Below are 17,379 nucleotides of genomic sequence, written 5' to 3'. Positions count from 1 at the left end.
TATTATTATATAGTAACTTCTTCCAAATAAGGCCGGAAGAAAAATATTGTAACTGCTCTCCTTCTAAAAGCGCCGCTTTATAATTTAATTTATTATCAACTTCACCGCTCAAATAATACGTTTTGGTTTCACCTTCTTGTTTATTTTCTACTATATTTTTTTCAGATAATAAATTACCAACTTCATTATACGCTTCAACCATTCCTTGTATTTTATTATCGACTAAAAAAATCCGCGAAATTACTTGTCCGTTTTTAGCATACTTTTCATACAAGCCATTATAATCACCATTTTTATATGTAGTAATTTCAGTTAACTCTCCAGTAAAATCATAATATTTCCAAACACCCTCTTTCAAACCACCTGCTCCATATAAACCTTCGGCCTCTTTGTATCCATTTTTATAATAATAGGTCCAATTGCCCGTACGCTTTTTTTCTTCCGCATTTGATTTGTCGTATTCACCGATTGCTTGTAAATAGTCCGAGGTATAGTAACATGAGACCAACTGTGGCTTACCGTCTAGTACTATTGTTTGCTTTTGTCTTTTTTCATTCCAATACGTGTATACCCACGTTTTAAAAACGTCAATTGCCTTTTCATTTTTCTTATATGCACTCTGTAATGATGCACTGTTGGTTCCATGAAAAGACTGATAAATAAAGAGGGGGAACTGTTTCTTTTCTCTTATCGCTATTAAAAATGGAACATATCTTTGCATAAAATACCCCGTATCTTTCGGGTTAAATTCTAATTTATCAAAAACCATTTGTGTTTGATTGATAATTGGATCTGCAATTTTAGTTTCATTCTTAAATTTTGGTGACAAAGCAATTTTAGAAGCGATCAATAATTCCAACTCATAAAAATTATCTAACTTTCTTGAAGAAGAACCGTTACTTAATTTAAGTTTCACATTAATGATATCGTCTAAACCAAGCACGTTTGAACGTAAGTACTTACTATTAGGTGCGCAAACTAAACTCGTGTAAAAAGCCATCATTGCTGTTACCGTATGGCCTTTATCTAATTCTAAACGACCGATTCTATTAAGCGAGCCTGCATGAAACGGATTGTATTGCAATTCTTGCTTATATGCTTCAAAAGCTCTATCGGGCATCTTCATATTTTCATATAAAACACCTAGGTTATACCAAAGTAGGGAGCTATAAGGTGCAAACGTTAACCCTTTTTTATAGGCGGCTTCAGCTAAATCATATTTAATAGCACCATCATAGGCTGCACCCAAATTGCTGTAAAGCGTATACTCTTCCCCATGTGGATCTTTAAGTGCTTCTAAACAAACCTTTGCAGCTTCTGTAAATTGTGAATCTGCAATAAAAGTAACAGAAAGCTCAATTAATGCACCAACGTAGTTTGTATCGTTTCTTGAAATTTGTTTGTAATACGTTATTGCATCTTTATATTCCCCATTTTTATGCGCTTCTAAGCCTTTTTGTATTAAATCGCCAGAGTTGATTAAAAGGTGTTTTTCATTTATTTCTTGTGCAAATAAAACAGAGACACAAGTCAAACAAAGAATACTTAAAAGAATGATTTTTTTCATATATATAATAATGCCAAAATTAAATGCGTGTTAATTAGTGATAGCTTTCAATAAATTTATTCGTCTGAAATAAATTTAAATTGAGAAATCGCAATTTGAAAATTCATATATCTCTATTTTTTACTATCCCTTGGGGAATGAATAAATGAGTTTGCGACCTCTCGTAGATATGCCCACCAAATATATAATTATTAGTTTACAAGATGCTTGTTAGACTAATAATTGAGTCTATTTAAATTATAAACTTTTTCTACTTGACTAATAAAAGATTTATTTATTGATACGTATTCACTATTCGAATCGAAAATAGATGAAATGATTCAAAATCGACCCTGACTTTAATCCATTTATGCTTGATATTAAACCTATTATAAAATATCCAAATACTCTATAGAAAGAATAACGAGTTATATACGTAATTATATATATCTAAGTTGCTCTCTAAAAAAAAAGTATAAAAAAAGAGTCACGCAATCGCATGACTCTTTTTACTTATTATTTAGAATTAAGAATTACTTCTTATCTCCTTCTACTTCTTCAAATTCAACGTCAGTAACGCTGTCAGAAGGTGCAGATTGTTCAGCTCCTGGTTGTCCAGCACCTTGTTCAGCACTGTACATTTCCTGAGAAGCAGCTTGCCATGCAGTATTGATTGCAGCCATTGCAGAATCAATAGATGAGATATCTTTCGATTCGTATGCAGCTTTCAATTCTGTTAACGCACCACCAACAGCAGCTTTGTTTCCAGCAGAAAGTTTGTCGCCAAACTCTTTCAATTGTTTTTCTGTTTGGAAAATCATTGAATCCGCTTGATTGATTTTTTCAATCTTTTCTCTTTCTTCTTTATCTTGTCCTTCGTTCGCTTTCGCTTCAGCTCTCATACGTTCGATTTCATCCGCAGATAAACCTGAAGATGCTTCGATACGAATTTTTTGCTCTTTTCCAGTTCCTTTATCTTTTGCAGAAACGTTTAAGATACCATTTGCATCAATATCAAATGTTACTTCAACTTGAGGAACACCACGTGGAGCAGGTGGTATATCACCTAAATGGAAACGACCAATAGATCTGTTATCTTTTGCTAAAGCACGTTCGCCTTGCAATACATGAATTTCAACCGATGGTTGGTTATCCGATGCAGTTGAGAATGTTTCAGATTTCTTAGAAGGAATCGTTGTGTTTGCTTCAATTAATTTTGTGAATACACCACCCATTGTTTCAATACCAAGAGACAAAGGAATAACGTCTAATAACAATACGTCTTTTACTTCACCAGTTAATACACCACCTTGGATTGCAGCACCTAAAGCAACAACTTCATCCGGGTTAACACCTTTAGATGGTTTTTTGCCAAAGAATTTTTCAACTTCGTCTTGAATTCTTGGAATACGAGTTGAACCACCAACTAAAATTACTTCATCAATTTGACTTACAGACAAACCTGCATCTTTCAATGCTTGCTTACAAGGTGCAAGTGTACGCTTGATTAAGCTATCTGCAAGTTGTTCAAACTTAGCTCTAGTCAATGTTTTAACTAAGTGCTTAGGCATACCGTTAACAGGCATGATATATGGCAAATTGATTTCAGTTGTAGCAGAGCTAGACAATTCAATTTTTGCTTTTTCAGCAGCTTCTTTCAAACGTTGTAAAGCCATTGGATCTTTACGTAAATCCAAACCTTCTTCCGTTTGGAACTCACCTGCCAACCAGTCAATGATTACTTCATCAAAGTTGTCACCACCTAAGTGTACATCACCATTTGTAGATTTTACTTCAAATACACCATCTCCTAATTCAAGCACTGACACGTCAAACGTACCACCACCTAAATCGAATACAGCGATTGTCATATCCTTGCCTTTTTTATCCATACCGTATGCTAAAGCAGCGGCAGTAGGCTCATTAATAATACGTTTAACTTCTAAACCTGCAATTTGACCTGCTTCTTTAGTAGCTTGACGTTCTGCGTCATTGAAATAAGCAGGAACTGTAATAACAGCTTCTTTTACTTCATGACCCAAATATTCTTCTGCTGTAGTCTTCATTTTTTGAAGAATCATTGCAGAAAGTTCTTGTGGAGTATATTGTCTATCACCAATACGAACTCTTGGTGTATCGTTACTACCTGATTCTAATTTGTAAGTAGAACGTTCAGCTTCTTTTTTAGACTCGCTGAATTTTTTACCCATGAAACGTTTAATCGAGCTGATTGTGTTTGTTGGGTTTGTAATAGCCTGACGTTTAGCAGGATCACCTACTTTACGCTCACCATTTTCAAGAAACGCTACAATTGAAGGCGTTGTTCTTTTACCTTCGCTGTTTGGAATTACAACAGCCTCACTACCTTCCATTACTGCAACGCAAGAGTTTGTTGTTCCTAAGTCGATACCGATAATTTTTCCCATATCTATTATTATTCTGTTTTTTTGAAATTTTTCAATCTTTGTACAGACCAAATGGCAATACATGTGCCAAGGCTAATTTATGACATATTTTCTGACAGATTGACACAATAACGCTATATTTTGGCAGAAACTGTTGTTTAAGAGGAAATTCCAAATAACAAAAAGCAAATTCCAAACGGCTTTAGATAAAAAATAAACCTAGTGGCATGCTTCATAATCATGGAATTATCATGGATTAAATTTCAACCTTAGTTATTTCCAGTAGTTTGAAATTTGTTTTTTGTTATTTGGAATTTAACCATAGGCTTTGAACTTTCGAAATAAAATTCAATCTTAACACATATATATTATTAATACAGAAAGAATGAACAGATATGCACTAATCGTTGCGGGAGGCTCAGGGTCAAGAATGGGTTCGGATACACCGAAGCAATTTCTACCTATTGGAAATGCACCTATTCTTATGCATACCATCAAACGTTTTTTCACAAGTACTGAAAAAGTAAACATCATTTTGGTTTTGCCTGAAGAGCAAATAGAACGATGGCATCAACTCTGCGAAAAGTACTCTTTTTCGATTCCGCACGTAATTGTTTCTGGAGGAAATAATCGGTTTCAATCTGTGCGCAACGGATTAAATAGTATTGGCGAAACGTCTGGCTTAGTTGCAATACATGACGGTGTACGCCCCTTTATAAGCAAGCGCGTTATTGAAGAGTCATATTCTATAGCAGAAAAAAAAGGAAACGCAGTTGCGGCTGTAGAATTAAAAGATTCTATTCGATTAATACATGGCACCGAAAATAAATCGGTGGATAGAACTAAATACAAGATCGTTCAAACACCTCAAACGTTTCAGATTCAACAAATACGTGATGCATTTCATAAAGCACAACATATGGATTTTACTGACGATGCAAGCGTGTCAGAAGCCGCAGGATATGCTGTTGAGTTGATTGAAGGATCCTACGATAACATTAAAATTACAACACCCGAAGATTTAGCAATGGCAGAATCTATTTTGAAAAAATTTGAATATTAAATCTTAAGCGTCTTTTATACGTATAAATGGATTACACCAAAAGTACAAGATATGAGCGATTTGCCAACCATTGCTGTTGTTTGTGCCGTTATCAAAGATGACGACAACTATTTCATAGCACAACGGAGCGCTACCATGAAAATGCCTTTAAAGTGGGAGTTTCCTGGAGGGAAAGTAGAACAAGGTGAAACAAATTCGAATGCCATTATACGCGAAATAAAAGAAGAATTTGATATCGATGTGGAAGTGATTCAAGAATATCCATATTACTTGCACGACTATCCAACCTTCACATTAAAGTTAACGCCTATAGAAGTTGCTATAAAAGGCGGCGTACTGATTTTGAATGAACATGCAGCATTCAAATGGGTACCTGCGAAAGACCTATCGACCTTCGACTTTTCAGAAGGGGATGTAAATATTGTTAAGGCTTTATACAAACGTGATGTAAAAGGCAACTTGCCTTCGTAAAATCCTTCGTATCTTTACGAGAGAATTATATATTATAATACAAAATGAACAACAACGATATTTTACGCAAGCTTAGGTATACATTCGACTTTAGTGATGATAAAATGATTGAATTATTTGCACTTGCAGATGCAGAAGTAACGCGTGCTGCTGTGAGTGATTGGATGAAAAAAGAAGATGATCCAAGTTTTATTCAATTACTAGATAAAGATTTTGCCTGTTTTCTGAATGGATTTATCATTGATAAACGTGGAAAGAAAGATGGACAAGCACCTATCAACGAAAAAAGTTTGAACAACAACATCATTTTCAGAAAATTAAAAATTGCACTTAACTTTCAAGATGATGATATCTTAGAAGTATTAGATTTGGCTGGCTTTCGGTTTAGCAAACACGAATTAAGTGCCTTTTTTAGAAGCCCAACACAATCTCAATTCAGACCGTGTAAAGATCAAGTGTTGCGCAACTTTATGCTTGGGCTTCAATTAAAATATCGGAAAGATTGATTGCTTGAAAAATGCAATGCATTTCTATCCTATCTTAAAAAGATAATTTTATTGGCATAAATAGTAACGGCAATCTTTGATAAAAAGGTTGCCGTTACTATTTCAATATAATAATTCTATAACGCAGATATCTTTTTATATTTTTTGAAATCGATTTACGATTACCCCATTCAATTCTATTGTCTCACAAAACATCGTTAATGGACGTACCCACAGCTGTTCTGGGTTCTTTAGCGACACATATACAACAAGTTCTTCTTCGGTTTCACTGTGTTTGGCAACTCCGATTACTTCGTATTCATTGCCTTTGTAATGTCTGAATAAACCTTTTAAAAGTTCCATACGGTTATTAAAGTATTGATATTTTATGTTGAATTTCTTCTGAAATAATTGCCCCAATACGCATTAATTCTTGGAGTAAGGATATGCCCATAACGTGCATTTCAGAAGGTGTATGTGTTATGATCCGCTCAAGCTCTGATATCAAAACACTCTGCTTATCTACTTCCAACATACGCACGCAAGACTTGTATTGATGGAGTTGAAATGCCATATCTGCAAAATCGGAATTCGAAAATGCAAGTTCTATTTTTTCTGAAAGCGTGTTATTTTGCACGTAAAGCATTTCTAAAAAATCTTTATAGAATTTAATATCACGTTTTGCTAAATTTTCTACAAATGTATACTGGCAATAAGACCCTGAATAAACGGGTATCGTTTTAGTCGATTGAAAAACCCAGGTATCAATAAGCAAATACAAATCTATATCAGTATACGGTTTCCCTAAGTGTGCATCCATACCAGCATTGAGGCACGCATCAATATCTTCTTGAAAGACATTTGCAGTCAAACCAATAATTGGAACAATCGTATTCGTTGCTCTTATTTGACGTGTTGCCGACAAGCCATCACAAATAGGCATTTGCATGTCCATTAAAATAATATCATACTTGTTGGTTGAAACTTTTTGCACCGCTTCTAAACCATTTTCAACAATATCGAATGTGCAGCCCAAGGCTTGTAAAGTATAGGCTCCGAGCTTGCGATTCATTTCATTGTCATCTGCTAATAAAACATGCACGCCTCTTGAAAACTGTTGTATCTGCTTATCATTTGCTGGCTCGCTTTTTACATCCAAGCTTATCGTAAATGGAAGCGTAAATAAAAATGCTGTTCCATATCCATTTGCATTGTCGTCAGTATATAAAGGACTTTGAACAACAATTTTTCCACCCATCAAGGAAACTACTTCGTCAACAATTGCCAAGCCCAAACCTGTACCACCATAAGTAGTAGAAATAGATTCGTTTGCTTGCGTAAAACTTTCAAAAACAAGATGTTGTTTTTCTTTTTCAATTCCTATACCCGTATCACTTACAGAAAAATCTATGTAAATAATTTCGTCAACTTTCTTTTGCAATTCAATCTTAACAGATATTTTCCCTTGTTTTGTAAATTTCAATGCATTACCAATGAGGTTTACCAATACTTGAGTAACTCTAGGAGCATCACCCAATACGTAGTTCGGAATCTGTTCATCAATTAGCAAACTAAAGCCCAAGCCTTTTTCCGATGCAGCATAATTAAAGGGACTTAAGACAGATCGAATATTTTCTTTAAAATGAAAGATTTTACGTTCGATCAAAACTTTACCTTCTTCAATTTTACTGATATCTAAAATATTACCGATAAGCTTTAATAACAATTCTCCCGATATTGTTATATTTTTCAATAATTCCTTTTGCTGTAATGTTACTTCTTGCGTGGATAAAATTCGAGAAAAACCTAAAATAGCGTTTATAGGTGTCCGAATTTCATGACTCATGTTAGATAAAAATCTTGTTTTAAATTGGCTGGCACTTTCAGCTTTCTCTTTTGCAAGCTTCATCTCTTGTTGCTGCTCCAATGCAGTCAACTCAGCCTTTTTAAGGGCTGTAATATCAATGATCGCACCATAAACAACGATTACACCATTCTTATTTATGCTATACCCATTTGAAAGAAGAATCTTTTCTTTCCCGCTTGCTGTCCGGATTTTAAATTCTTCGGAATAATTACCACCAAGTTCAAATTTTCTCTTTCTGGCTCCATGAATCGTTTTTGATTCATCCACAATAAGCGTATCAATAAAATCTAGTTGAGGAGAAGTATTTTTATTCATTTCAAAAATAGTATACATTTCATTTGACCATGTCAATGTATTCGTATGAATGTTATATTCAAAGCTGCCCATCTGGGTTATTTGTTGGACATATTCCAATAAGGTATTTTTTGATTTCAATTCATTTGAAATTCTATTTCTAACGCGTAAATGACGCAAAATAAATATATATGATAGCACTAAAACAAAAAAACCAAGAATACCAGAAGATAGAATTGTGAGCGGTGCATTTCTATTTAATTCTTCCATCTTTTGATTCCGAAGTGTTAACAATACTTCTTCGTTTTGTTTCATGATTTGAACAATCACATTGATATGGTCGGTCGACGTTTTACCCTGTGCCAACATAGAAAGAATCGACTCTTCATCGGCATCGTTATTCGCAAGATTAATTAAGCCATTGAATAAAAAAAAACGGTCATTTAACATTTTACGTAATGTGTCAACATAAATTTGTTGCCGTGGATTATCTGCGGTAAGTGAATCAAGTTTATTTAATTCCATCTTGATTTCACTAATAACTCTCCCTTGTTGCGAAATATGTGACGCGTCTTTGGTTAAAACATACCCCCTAACACCAGACTCATTATTTTTAACATTTGAGTAGATACTTTCTAAACGTAGAATAACGGCATTGGTATGGATAACCGATTGGTTAGCAGCTCTTAGTCCTTGAATATTTAAGTATGAATATATAAATGCCGAAATCAACAAAAGCAGTGAGATCGAAAAAACAAGATTGAGGGTACGTATTGATAATTTCATAGTATATCTAAGATTATGGTTTAATGTGTAGCATAAACCATAATCTTAGATATACTACACATTACATGAACCTAGTTTGAAAGCTATTTCAGTAACAAGTTCTCAATCGCGCCATCCACCTTTTCAAACTCAAATGCATCCAAAACTTTTTGCATGGAAGCCTTAATTTCTTTGTGCATTAAATTACCAATACTCCCTTCATGCGTATGATTAATCGTATCGAGGGCAGTGAAGGTTTTATCTTCAATCATACCTCCAACTTTTTTATACGCATCACGGAAAGGCATGCCATCTAACACCATATTATTTACCACTTCTACACTATACATGTATAAGTACTTCGGGTCTTTAACAATATTCTCTTTTACCTTCACTTGTTTCAACATAAAGTTTGCAATGCGCAAACAATCGTTTATATCTTGAAATGCAGGAATAAAATTTTCTTTAATTAATTGCATGTCGCGGTGATATCCCGATGGCAAATTTGCCATAATCATAGATATCTCATTTGGCAATGCTTGCAAACGATTGCAACGTGCACGTATCAATTCAAACACATCCGGGTTTTTCTTATGCGGCATAATGCTTGACCCTGTTGTCAACTCATCTGGCAAGGTCATGAAATCAAAATTCTGATTCATATACAAGCATACATCCATCGACATACGACCAATGGTAGCAGCGATAGATGCAAGTGCAGCAGTCACATTTTTTTCTGTTTTACCACGACCCATTTGCGCATACACCACATTGTGGTTCATTTCTGCAAAGCCCAACAAGTTTGTTGTCATGGTGCGGTTCAAGGGAAAAGATGATCCGTAACCCGCTGCAGAACCCAATGGATTCTTATTGCTGATGCGGTAACCTGCCAACATCATGTGCATGTCGTCTGCTAAGCTTTCTGCATAGGCTCCAAACCACAAGCCAAAGGATGATGGCATGGCAATTTGCAAATGCGTATAACCCGGTATGATTACAGACTTATATTTTTCACTTTGAGAAATCAAGGTCTCAAATAATTCTTTTGTATTATCAACCGTTTCTCGAATGGCATGACGGGTAAACAATTTCAGGTCTACTAAAACTTGATCGTTACGAGAACGTCCGCTGTGAATTTTTTTACCCAAATCGCCAAGGCGACTGGTTAATATCATTTCCACTTGCGAGTGTACATCTTCAACGCCTTCTTCAATGATAAAATTACCCGCTTCGATTTCAGTATAGATGTTACGAAGTTCGTTCAACAATACAGGAAGTTCTTCTTTGCCAATCAAACCGATGCTCTCTAACATGGTGATGTGCGCCATCGAACCCAGTACATCAAACGGAGCTAAAAACAAATCCATCTCACGGTCTTTCCCAACAGTGAAACGCTCAATGTCTTTATTTACTTCGGTATCTTTTTGCCACAATTTCATAATAAGTAATACGTTTTAAGTTATAAGTTTTAAGAGTAGAAGCGCTAAGCAGATTTTCATCTTAAAACTTAACACATAGAACTTAAAACTTTACAAAACTATTTCTGACAATACTTTAATATATTTTTCAATTCCTTCTTCCACTTCAATCAACCAAACAAATTCATTTGCTGAGTGTGAACGAGCAGAGTTGCCTGGGCCCATCTTAACAGAAGGAACTGGAATCAATGCTTGATCGGATGTAGTTGGGGAACCGTATGTTTTTGCACCATGTGTAACTGCGGCATGCACCAATGCATGATCGGGATCTATAAACGATGGACGCAAACGAACCGAACGAGGATTAACAACAGATTGAATATTATCTTCAATAATTTTCAGTACTTCTTCGTTTTTATATTCTTCCGTAATGCGCACATCAATGGTGAAATGACATTTTTCAGGAACAACATTGTGCTGATAACCTGCATTAATAATTGTAACAGACATTTTCATTGGTCCCAAGTGCGGAGACACACGTTCGAATTTATAATTGCGAATCCAATCGATATCTTTTAAAGCAATGTAAATTGCATTCTCACCTTCTTCACGTGCAGCGTGTCCTGCTTTACCAACAGCAACACAATCAACTACCATTAAGCCTTTTTCTGCAACAGCAATATCCATTAATGTTGGTTCGCCAACGATTGCAAAATCAATCGGACCTAATTTGGGATAGATTAATTCCAAGCCATCGAAGCCTGAAATTTCTTCTTCTGCAGTAGCTGCAATGCAAAAATTATATTTTAAATTTTCAACAGTATAAAAATGCAGAAAGGTTGCAATCAATGAAACCAAGCATCCACCTGCATCGTTGCTACCTAAACCAAACAATTTACCATCTTTTACAATCGGATCGTATGGGTCGTTTGTATAACCAGGGTTTGGCTTAACTGTATCGTGATGTGAGTTTAATAAAATAGTAGGTTTACTTTTATCGAAGTGTTTGTTAAATGCCCAAACGTTGTTCTTTTCGCGGATGGTTTCAACACCACGCTCAACCATAAACGTATTTAAAATTTCTGCCGTATTGTGTTCTTCTTTACTGAACGACTCTGTTTTGATTAAGGTCTTCAATAATTCAATGGCGTCTTTTTGTAATGTCTGTAACATTTTTAGTTTCCAGTTTCTAGGTGCTAGTTATTAGAAGTATCTACCAACTACCCTACTTAATGTATAAATTCTACTTTTATATTTATGTTCTATTGCCTAGCAACTAGTACCTCGTAACTGGCACCTATTCCGAAACCAATTTTGTTCCGACTGCTTTTTTATCATTTATTAATTCTACAAGTGATTCGGCCTGACAAATAATCACGGAAGAAACACCTGCAGTAATTGCAGCAAAGGAGTTATCCAATTTCGGAATCATTCCTTTGTTGATTACTCCGCTTGATTTTAATTCTTCGTAGGTTGTAGGATTGATTTCATTGATAACTGAATCTTTATCTTCAAAGTCGCTCAACACACCTTTCAATTCAAAACAATATACAAGATTTACGACAAAGTTCTCCGACAAAGCAACAGCCAACTCAGAGGCAACGGTATCGGCATTTGTATTTAGCATGTTACCATTTCCATCGTGGGTTAAGGGTGCTACAACAGGCGTGATATCTTGAGATAACAAATGAACCAATGGTTGACTTTTCACTTTCTTCACATCGCCTACAAAGCCGTAATCAATTCCATTCTTGAATGGTCGTTTATCCGATAGCATGATGTTTGCGTCTGCACCCGTTAAACCAATTGCATTACAATTATTCGCTTGAAGTTTTGCAACGAGGTTTTTATTGATCAAACCACCATATACCATGGTTACAATCTTAAGCGTTTCAGCATCGGTGATTCTTCTGCCATCTACCATCTGCGCTTCGATTCCTAAACCCTTACTGATTTCGGTAGCTACTTTACCGCCACCATGCACCAGTATTTTATTTTCTTTCAACGAAGCAAAATCTTTCAAGAAGCTGTTTAGTGCTTCCGGATTGTCGATGATGTTGCCGCCGACTTTTATGATGTATAGTTTTTGCATTTAAGTAATAAGTTTTAAGTAATAAGTTTTAAGACTCGATACTTAACATTCACTTTTAATATTAGATTAATTAATATTGATTTAATTATTCTTCCTCTCAAATTAAAAGACTCCTACTAAACTTCTATTGTTTAATTATATTCTTAAAATTTTAAGCCTTAGAAGATGCTACTTTATCAAGTTTTAAGATTCGATATTTAACAGTTGCTTTTTAATTAAACCAATCAACATTGCTTTAACTTCATTTATTTGAGAGAACAACTCTTTGTATATTTCTTCTTTTAAATACGTTAAGTCTTTTGACAATATGATATAATATTCAGTTTCATTTGCAGAGCCTAATGCAATTTCAAAAAACCGCTTACAATCTCTTTGTAAAGATTTACCACACCCTTCTGCAATATTTGCAGCAATGGATACAGATGATCTTCTGATCTGATTTGTCAAACTAAATAATTCCTCTTTAGGAAATAGTTTTGTTTGACAATAAACATTTAATGTTAACGTATGACTTTTATCCCAACATTTAATTTTTTGTAATCTTGCATAGCTAGCGAAAAGTTTTATGTGTTAAGTTCTAAGTTTTAAGAAATACCTATTACTAGTCACATAAATGAATATTAATTACACTCTTAATCTTACTAAGTTCGAAGCCCCCTTCTTAGAACTTAATACGTATTACGTTTTAAGATATCTCCCTCTTAAAACGTAGAACTTATTACTTAAAACTTAAATCCTCAAGCATCCGCTTCAGCACCGCCTGCGCCGCCCACACTCTATTACCCGCTTCTTGAATAACCAATGAATTTGGACCATCCAAAATTTCGTCGGCCAACTCAATGCCACGACGAACAGGCAAACAGTGCATCACTTTTGCATCGTTTGTTAACTTTAATTTTTCATTAGTCATCATCCAATGACTATCCATAGAATGTACTTTACCATAATCTTCATACGAAGACCAGTTCTTTACATATACATAATCAGCACCTTCTAATGCTTTATCTTGATTGTATTCAATACGTGCATCACCTGTAAATTCTTTTGCAAGGTCATACCCTTCAGGGTGTGTTATCACAAATTCCACATCAGCCTTAGTCATCCATTCTGCGAATGAATTGGCAACTGCTTGCGGCAAAGATTTAATATGTGGAGCCCAAGTCAATACAACTTTCGGACGTGCTTTTGTTTTTGTTTCTTCAATCGTTACCAAATCTGCAAGAGATTGTAAGGGGTGCAGTGTTGCACTTTCTAAACTAACAATCGGAACACCTGCATACTTCATGAATTTTTTAAAAAAGTCTTCCGAGTAGTCTTCGTTCTTATCTACTAAACGTGGAAACGAACGCACACCAATGATATCGCAATACTGACCCATAACCGCTGCAGCTTCACGAATGTGTTCCACGGTGTTGTGATTCATGATTACGCCATCTTGGGTTTCTAATGCCCAGCCTTCTTTATCCATATTCATCACAATCGTATCCATGCCCAAATTCTTTGCAGCCTTTTGTGTACTGATACGCGTGCGCAAACTTGGATTTAAAAAAATCAAACCAATGGTCTTATTCTCGCCAAGCTTTTTAAATCCATAAGGATTTTTTTTAAGCTCCAATGCTTCTTTCACTAAAGCAGGAATATCGTCAACGTCTTTTACAGAAATGAAATTTTTCATAAGGCTTAAAGCGGAATGCTTAAGGCTTAAAGCCCAAAGCAAGAATATTTATTTGTGTAACTCTTATTTTAACTAATACTAATTGTCAATTCTTTCTTAAAGCCTAATGCCTTATTTACAAGAAGGACTTTTTTCATTCACATTGATAACATGTACACCGAATTGTGTTTTAACAGTTGTTGGTTTGTTAACAGCCACACTAAAACAAGAATCTTCAAATGGTTGAACCATTGCGCCACGTGTGAACCAGCCTAAATGACCACCTTTATCTTTGGTTCCATCGGAACCATAATGAGCAGCTAGCTTTTCAAACGACTCTCCTTTTTGAAGTTTTGCAATAATTACATCGGCAGTATCTTGCGCTGCAACTAATTCTTCAGGGCTTGAAGCCATTATCAAAATATGACTTGCTTCTACTCCACCACATTGTTGAGCAGAAGGCTCACAAGCAAGTACTAAGAAAGATGCAATTAAAATTATAAGTAGGTTTTTCATTTTTTATATGCTTAATGCTTTAGGCCTTACGCTTTAAGCGATAAATCTTTCTGAAGTACCGCTTTCAATGCACTCAAGAACGCATCTGCATCTGCTTTTTTCAAATTCAATGCAGGTAAAATACGAATGGTAAATTTATCTGAAGAAGAACCTGTAAACATTTTGTATTCGCTTAACAAGGTATTGCGAACATCTGCAGCAGCAATTTCAAGTTCAATCCCAATCATCAATCCTCTTCCACGAACTTCTTTCACACCTTGCAACTTCCGTGCTTGCTCGATAATATAATTACCTATTTGAGCCGTATGTTCAATTAAATTTTCTTGTTTGATTACATCCAACACCGCAATCGCTGCAGCACAGGCTAAATGGTTGCCACCAAATGTAGTACCCAATAAGCCATGCTTGGCTTTTAAATGTGGCGCAATGCTAATCGCACCAATCGGAAAGCCATTACCCATTCCTTTTGCCATGGAATAAATGTCTGCAGACACACCTGCAAAATCATGCGAATAGAATTTACCACTACGTCCGTAACCACACTGAACAGAGTCTGCGATGTATACCGAATTGTATGTATCGCACATTTCGCGAATCTTTCTCAACATAGAAACAGATGCTTCGTGAATACCACCAACACCTTGTATGCCTTCTGTAATAACCGCACAAATTTGATCGCCATTTAATTTGAATGTTGCTTCTAACGCAACTTCATCATTCCAAGGCAAGAAAATAATATTATCTGTTTCATTTACGGGTGCAACGATAGATGGATTATCCGTTGCCGCAACGGCTAAGGACGTTCTTCCATGAAACCCTTTTTTAAAAGCAACAATCTTTTTCTTTCCATTATGAAACGAAGCAAGCTTCAAAGCATTTTCATTTGCTTCTGCACCCGAGTTACATAAGAACAATTGATAATCATCGTGACCACTCAAAGCACCCAACTTATCCGCCAATTCTTGTTGCAAAGAAATAATAACGGAGTTTGAATAGAAACCGATTTTATTTAATTGATCTGTAATTTTTTGAACATAATACGGATGTGAATGACCAATAGAAATTACAGCGTGACCGCCATACAAATCTAAATACTCCGTACCTGCAGCATCCCAAAGGCGGGACCCTAATGCTTTTACAGGTTCGATTGGGATTAATGGGTAAACATCGAATAAACGCATGTTGTTAGTTTTTATGATTAGCAAACAAAATTCCAAAAAACAAAAAACAAATTCCAAACGGAATCGGATTGCTGCAATGGAATTATTTGTTTTAATTTTATTTATTTCAAAATAATGAAAAGAAATTCTTTCAAGTATTTAGTTTTATAATTATTGAGCTCAGTATTCTTTTAAGCTGCTCTGCTTCATTTATCAATTGAAGTGTATCAGAACTATTTGTTTCATGCAATAACCGAAACCAGTATATTGTTTCTTTCGCCTCTTTCCTACTGATACGCGCTCGCATTAATGCATCCTTTCTACTTAGCGATTCATTCACTTCAATATAATTAGCACCTACAGAAGCTGAAGAACGAATGACTTGTTTGATATAATCAATATTCTCTAATTTCTTTTCAGTCTTTTTACAATGCGTGCAAACATCCTTTGCAAACTGGAAGGTTCACTCTTCCAGATTCATACTCTTTTCCATAGCTACTGAAAAGTTTTAAGTAATACATATTACGTTTTATGACCATCGGAAACATTGCCCCAGCAATTCTATTCCCTTTGGAATTTTTTAGAATCCGATCTTGATCCGTTTGGAATTTGTTTTTTGTGATTTGGAATTTGCTTAAAAGCTTCCAGCTTTTAAGCGTAGCCCCGCCGTTTCTTCCAAGCCAAACATCAAATTCATATTTTGAACAGCGTGACCTGAAGCACCTTTCAATAAATTATCAATGATGCTGACAATCATTAATTGATCGCCGTGTTTTTCAAGATATAGCAAGCAATTGTTTGTGTTCACGACTTGTTTCAAATCGATGTTCTCATCCATAACATGTGTAAATGGATGCGCTGCATAATACGCTTTGTATTTTTCTTTTGCTTCTTCCAACGTCCATGGGCATGGGGTATACATCGTTGCGATGATACCACGCGTAAAGTCGCCACGATATGGAATAAAGTGCATTTCTTTATCTAAAGAAGCCTGCAAACTTTTTAATGTCTGACCAATCTCTTTTAGATGTTGGTGATTCAATGCCTTGTACACAGACATGTTATTGTTTCTCCAACTGAAATGAGATGTTTGAGATAACGATTGTCCAGCCCCCGTCGAACCTGTTATCCCAGATACATGTATATCACTTTCCAATACCTTATTTGCAGCCAAAGGCAATAAACCTAATTGAATACATGTTGCAAAACAACCTGGGTTTGCAATATTTTTAGCGTTCTTAATTTTATCACGTTGCAATTCAGGCAAACCATAAACAAAATCATTTCCTTCTTTTTCAATTCTAAAATCTTGACTTAAGTCAATAATCTTTATATGCGATTCAATTGGATTCGCATCTAAAAATTTGGAAGCATCTCCATGTCCAACACACAAAAACAATACATCAATGGCACTGCTTAATTCACTGCTGAACACTAGATCTGTGCTCCCAATTAAATCTGTATGAACCTTATAAATTGGATTACCTGCATTGCTATTGCTATGCACAAATACAATATCCGCATTCGGGTGATTTACCAAAATGCGCAACAACTCACCGCCTGTATATCCTGCACCGCCTACGATGCCTATTTTTATTTTTGTACTCATAATTTCGTTGCTTAAAGCGAATAACTAAAATTGA

The 17,379-nt window shown here is 35.3% G+C and carries 14 protein-coding genes and 2 pseudogenes; 3 read left to right on the top strand and 13 right to left on the bottom strand.

Annotated features, from left to right (window positions below; all coding sequences use genetic code 11):
- A pseudogene (locus tag Q0543_RS02705) lies at positions 1-1,567 on the bottom strand (hypothetical protein); the annotation flags it as partial.
- 512 nt (positions 1,568-2,079) lie between these two features.
- Complete coding sequence (dnaK, locus tag Q0543_RS02700; protein WP_299248749.1) at positions 2,080-3,972, bottom strand: molecular chaperone DnaK; 1,893 nt, start codon at positions 3,970-3,972, stop codon at positions 2,080-2,082.
- Between the two features lie 364 nt (positions 3,973-4,336).
- Here dnaK and Q0543_RS02695 point away from each other — a divergent pair, with 364 nt between their 5' ends.
- Genes Q0543_RS02695 through Q0543_RS02685 form a run of 3 tightly spaced genes read left to right on the top strand, consistent with a single transcriptional unit; the run spans position 4,337 to position 5,991 of the window.
- The gene (locus tag Q0543_RS02695; RefSeq protein ID WP_299248746.1) at positions 4,337-5,014 is read left to right on the top strand and encodes a 2-C-methyl-D-erythritol 4-phosphate cytidylyltransferase; all 678 of its coding nucleotides are present in this window, start codon (positions 4,337-4,339) and stop codon (positions 5,012-5,014) included.
- Between the two features lie 51 nt (positions 5,015-5,065).
- Positions 5,066-5,485, top strand: coding sequence for a (deoxy)nucleoside triphosphate pyrophosphohydrolase (locus Q0543_RS02690; RefSeq protein ID WP_299248743.1), 420 nt, complete (start codon positions 5,066-5,068; stop codon positions 5,483-5,485).
- A gap of 44 nt (positions 5,486-5,529) precedes the next feature.
- Positions 5,530-5,991 (top strand): DUF1456 family protein, encoded by a 462-nt coding sequence (locus Q0543_RS02685; protein ID WP_299248740.1) that lies wholly within the window; start codon positions 5,530-5,532, stop codon positions 5,989-5,991.
- A 135-nt stretch (positions 5,992-6,126) separates the two neighbouring features.
- Here Q0543_RS02685 and Q0543_RS02680 read toward each other — a convergent pair whose 3' ends face one another.
- The 11 genes and pseudogenes from Q0543_RS02680 to argC form a co-directional block, all read right to left on the bottom strand.
- Positions 6,127-6,333, bottom strand: coding sequence for a DUF1653 domain-containing protein (locus Q0543_RS02680; RefSeq protein ID WP_299248737.1), 207 nt, complete (start codon positions 6,331-6,333; stop codon positions 6,127-6,129).
- 7 nt (positions 6,334-6,340) lie between these two features.
- Complete coding sequence (locus Q0543_RS02675) at positions 6,341-8,917, bottom strand: CHASE3 domain-containing protein (RefSeq protein WP_299248734.1); 2,577 nt, start codon at positions 8,915-8,917, stop codon at positions 6,341-6,343.
- An 83-nt stretch (positions 8,918-9,000) separates the two neighbouring features.
- Positions 9,001-10,335, bottom strand: coding sequence for an argininosuccinate lyase (gene argH, locus Q0543_RS02670; RefSeq protein ID WP_299248732.1), 1,335 nt, complete (start codon positions 10,333-10,335; stop codon positions 9,001-9,003).
- Between the two features lie 90 nt (positions 10,336-10,425).
- On the bottom strand, positions 10,426-11,487 hold the full coding sequence (locus Q0543_RS02665) for a M20 family metallo-hydrolase (RefSeq protein WP_299248729.1): 1,062 nt from the start codon (positions 11,485-11,487) through the stop codon (positions 10,426-10,428).
- Between the two features lie 124 nt (positions 11,488-11,611).
- Positions 11,612-12,406, bottom strand: coding sequence for an acetylglutamate kinase (gene argB, locus Q0543_RS02660; protein ID WP_299248726.1), 795 nt, complete (start codon positions 12,404-12,406; stop codon positions 11,612-11,614).
- Positions 12,407-12,589: 183 nt separating this feature from the next.
- Positions 12,590-12,937, bottom strand: a complete 348-nt coding sequence (locus Q0543_RS02655; protein ID WP_299248755.1) for a four helix bundle protein — start codon at positions 12,935-12,937, stop codon at positions 12,590-12,592.
- 187 nt (positions 12,938-13,124) lie between these two features.
- Entirely contained in the window at positions 13,125-14,081 is a 957-nt protein-coding gene (locus Q0543_RS02650; protein ID WP_299248723.1) for an N-acetylornithine carbamoyltransferase, read from the bottom strand.
- Positions 14,082-14,192: 111 nt separating this feature from the next.
- On the bottom strand, positions 14,193-14,576 hold the full coding sequence (locus tag Q0543_RS02645; RefSeq protein ID WP_299248720.1) for a peptidylprolyl isomerase: 384 nt from the start codon (positions 14,574-14,576) through the stop codon (positions 14,193-14,195).
- A gap of 26 nt (positions 14,577-14,602) precedes the next feature.
- Positions 14,603-15,757 carry an aminotransferase class III-fold pyridoxal phosphate-dependent enzyme gene (locus tag Q0543_RS02640; protein WP_299248717.1) on the bottom strand — a complete coding sequence of 385 codons (1,155 nt, stop codon included), beginning with the start codon at positions 15,755-15,757 and terminating at the stop codon, positions 14,603-14,605.
- A 130-nt stretch (positions 15,758-15,887) separates the two neighbouring features.
- Positions 15,888-16,184, bottom strand: a pseudogene (locus tag Q0543_RS17015) (four helix bundle protein); the annotation flags it as partial.
- 186 nt (positions 16,185-16,370) lie between these two features.
- On the bottom strand, positions 16,371-17,345 hold the full coding sequence (gene argC / locus Q0543_RS02635; protein WP_299248714.1) for an N-acetyl-gamma-glutamyl-phosphate reductase: 975 nt from the start codon (positions 17,343-17,345) through the stop codon (positions 16,371-16,373).
- Positions 17,346-17,379 lie beyond the last annotated feature (34 nt).

The sequence above is a fragment of the uncultured Cytophaga sp. genome, assembly GCF_937863595.1.
GTDB lineage: Bacteria > Bacteroidota > Bacteroidia > Cytophagales > Cytophagaceae > Cytophaga.
Note: the sequence above shows the minus strand (reverse complement) of the source record. Positions and strands in the feature narration are given on the sequence as shown.

Bases quoted from the DNA above. Each gene is read 5' to 3' on its own strand.
- dnaK (WP_299248749.1), bottom strand. From the start codon at position 3,972: ATGGGAAAAATTATCGGTATCGACTTAGGAACAACAAACTCTTGCGTT.
- Q0543_RS02695 (WP_299248746.1), top strand. From the start codon at position 4,337: ATGAACAGATATGCACTAATCGTTGCGGGAGGCTCAGGGTCAAGAATG.
- Q0543_RS02690 (WP_299248743.1), top strand. From the start codon at position 5,066: ATGAGCGATTTGCCAACCATTGCTGTTGTTTGTGCCGTTATCAAAGAT.
- Q0543_RS02685 (WP_299248740.1), top strand. From the start codon at position 5,530: ATGAACAACAACGATATTTTACGCAAGCTTAGGTATACATTCGACTTT.
- Q0543_RS02680 (WP_299248737.1), bottom strand. From the start codon at position 6,333: ATGGAACTTTTAAAAGGTTTATTCAGACATTACAAAGGCAATGAATAC.
- Q0543_RS02675 (WP_299248734.1), bottom strand. From the start codon at position 8,917: ATGAAATTATCAATACGTACCCTCAATCTTGTTTTTTCGATCTCACTG.
- argH (WP_299248732.1), bottom strand. From the start codon at position 10,335: ATGAAATTGTGGCAAAAAGATACCGAAGTAAATAAAGACATTGAGCGT.
- Q0543_RS02665 (WP_299248729.1), bottom strand. From the start codon at position 11,487: ATGTTACAGACATTACAAAAAGACGCCATTGAATTATTGAAGACCTTA.
- argB (WP_299248726.1), bottom strand. From the start codon at position 12,406: ATGCAAAAACTATACATCATAAAAGTCGGCGGCAACATCATCGACAAT.
- Q0543_RS02650 (WP_299248723.1), bottom strand. From the start codon at position 14,081: ATGAAAAATTTCATTTCTGTAAAAGACGTTGACGATATTCCTGCTTTA.
- Q0543_RS02645 (WP_299248720.1), bottom strand. From the start codon at position 14,576: ATGAAAAACCTACTTATAATTTTAATTGCATCTTTCTTAGTACTTGCT.
- Q0543_RS02640 (WP_299248717.1), bottom strand. From the start codon at position 15,757: ATGCGTTTATTCGATGTTTACCCATTAATCCCAATCGAACCTGTAAAA.
- argC (WP_299248714.1), bottom strand. From the start codon at position 17,345: ATGAGTACAAAAATAAAAATAGGCATCGTAGGCGGTGCAGGATATACA.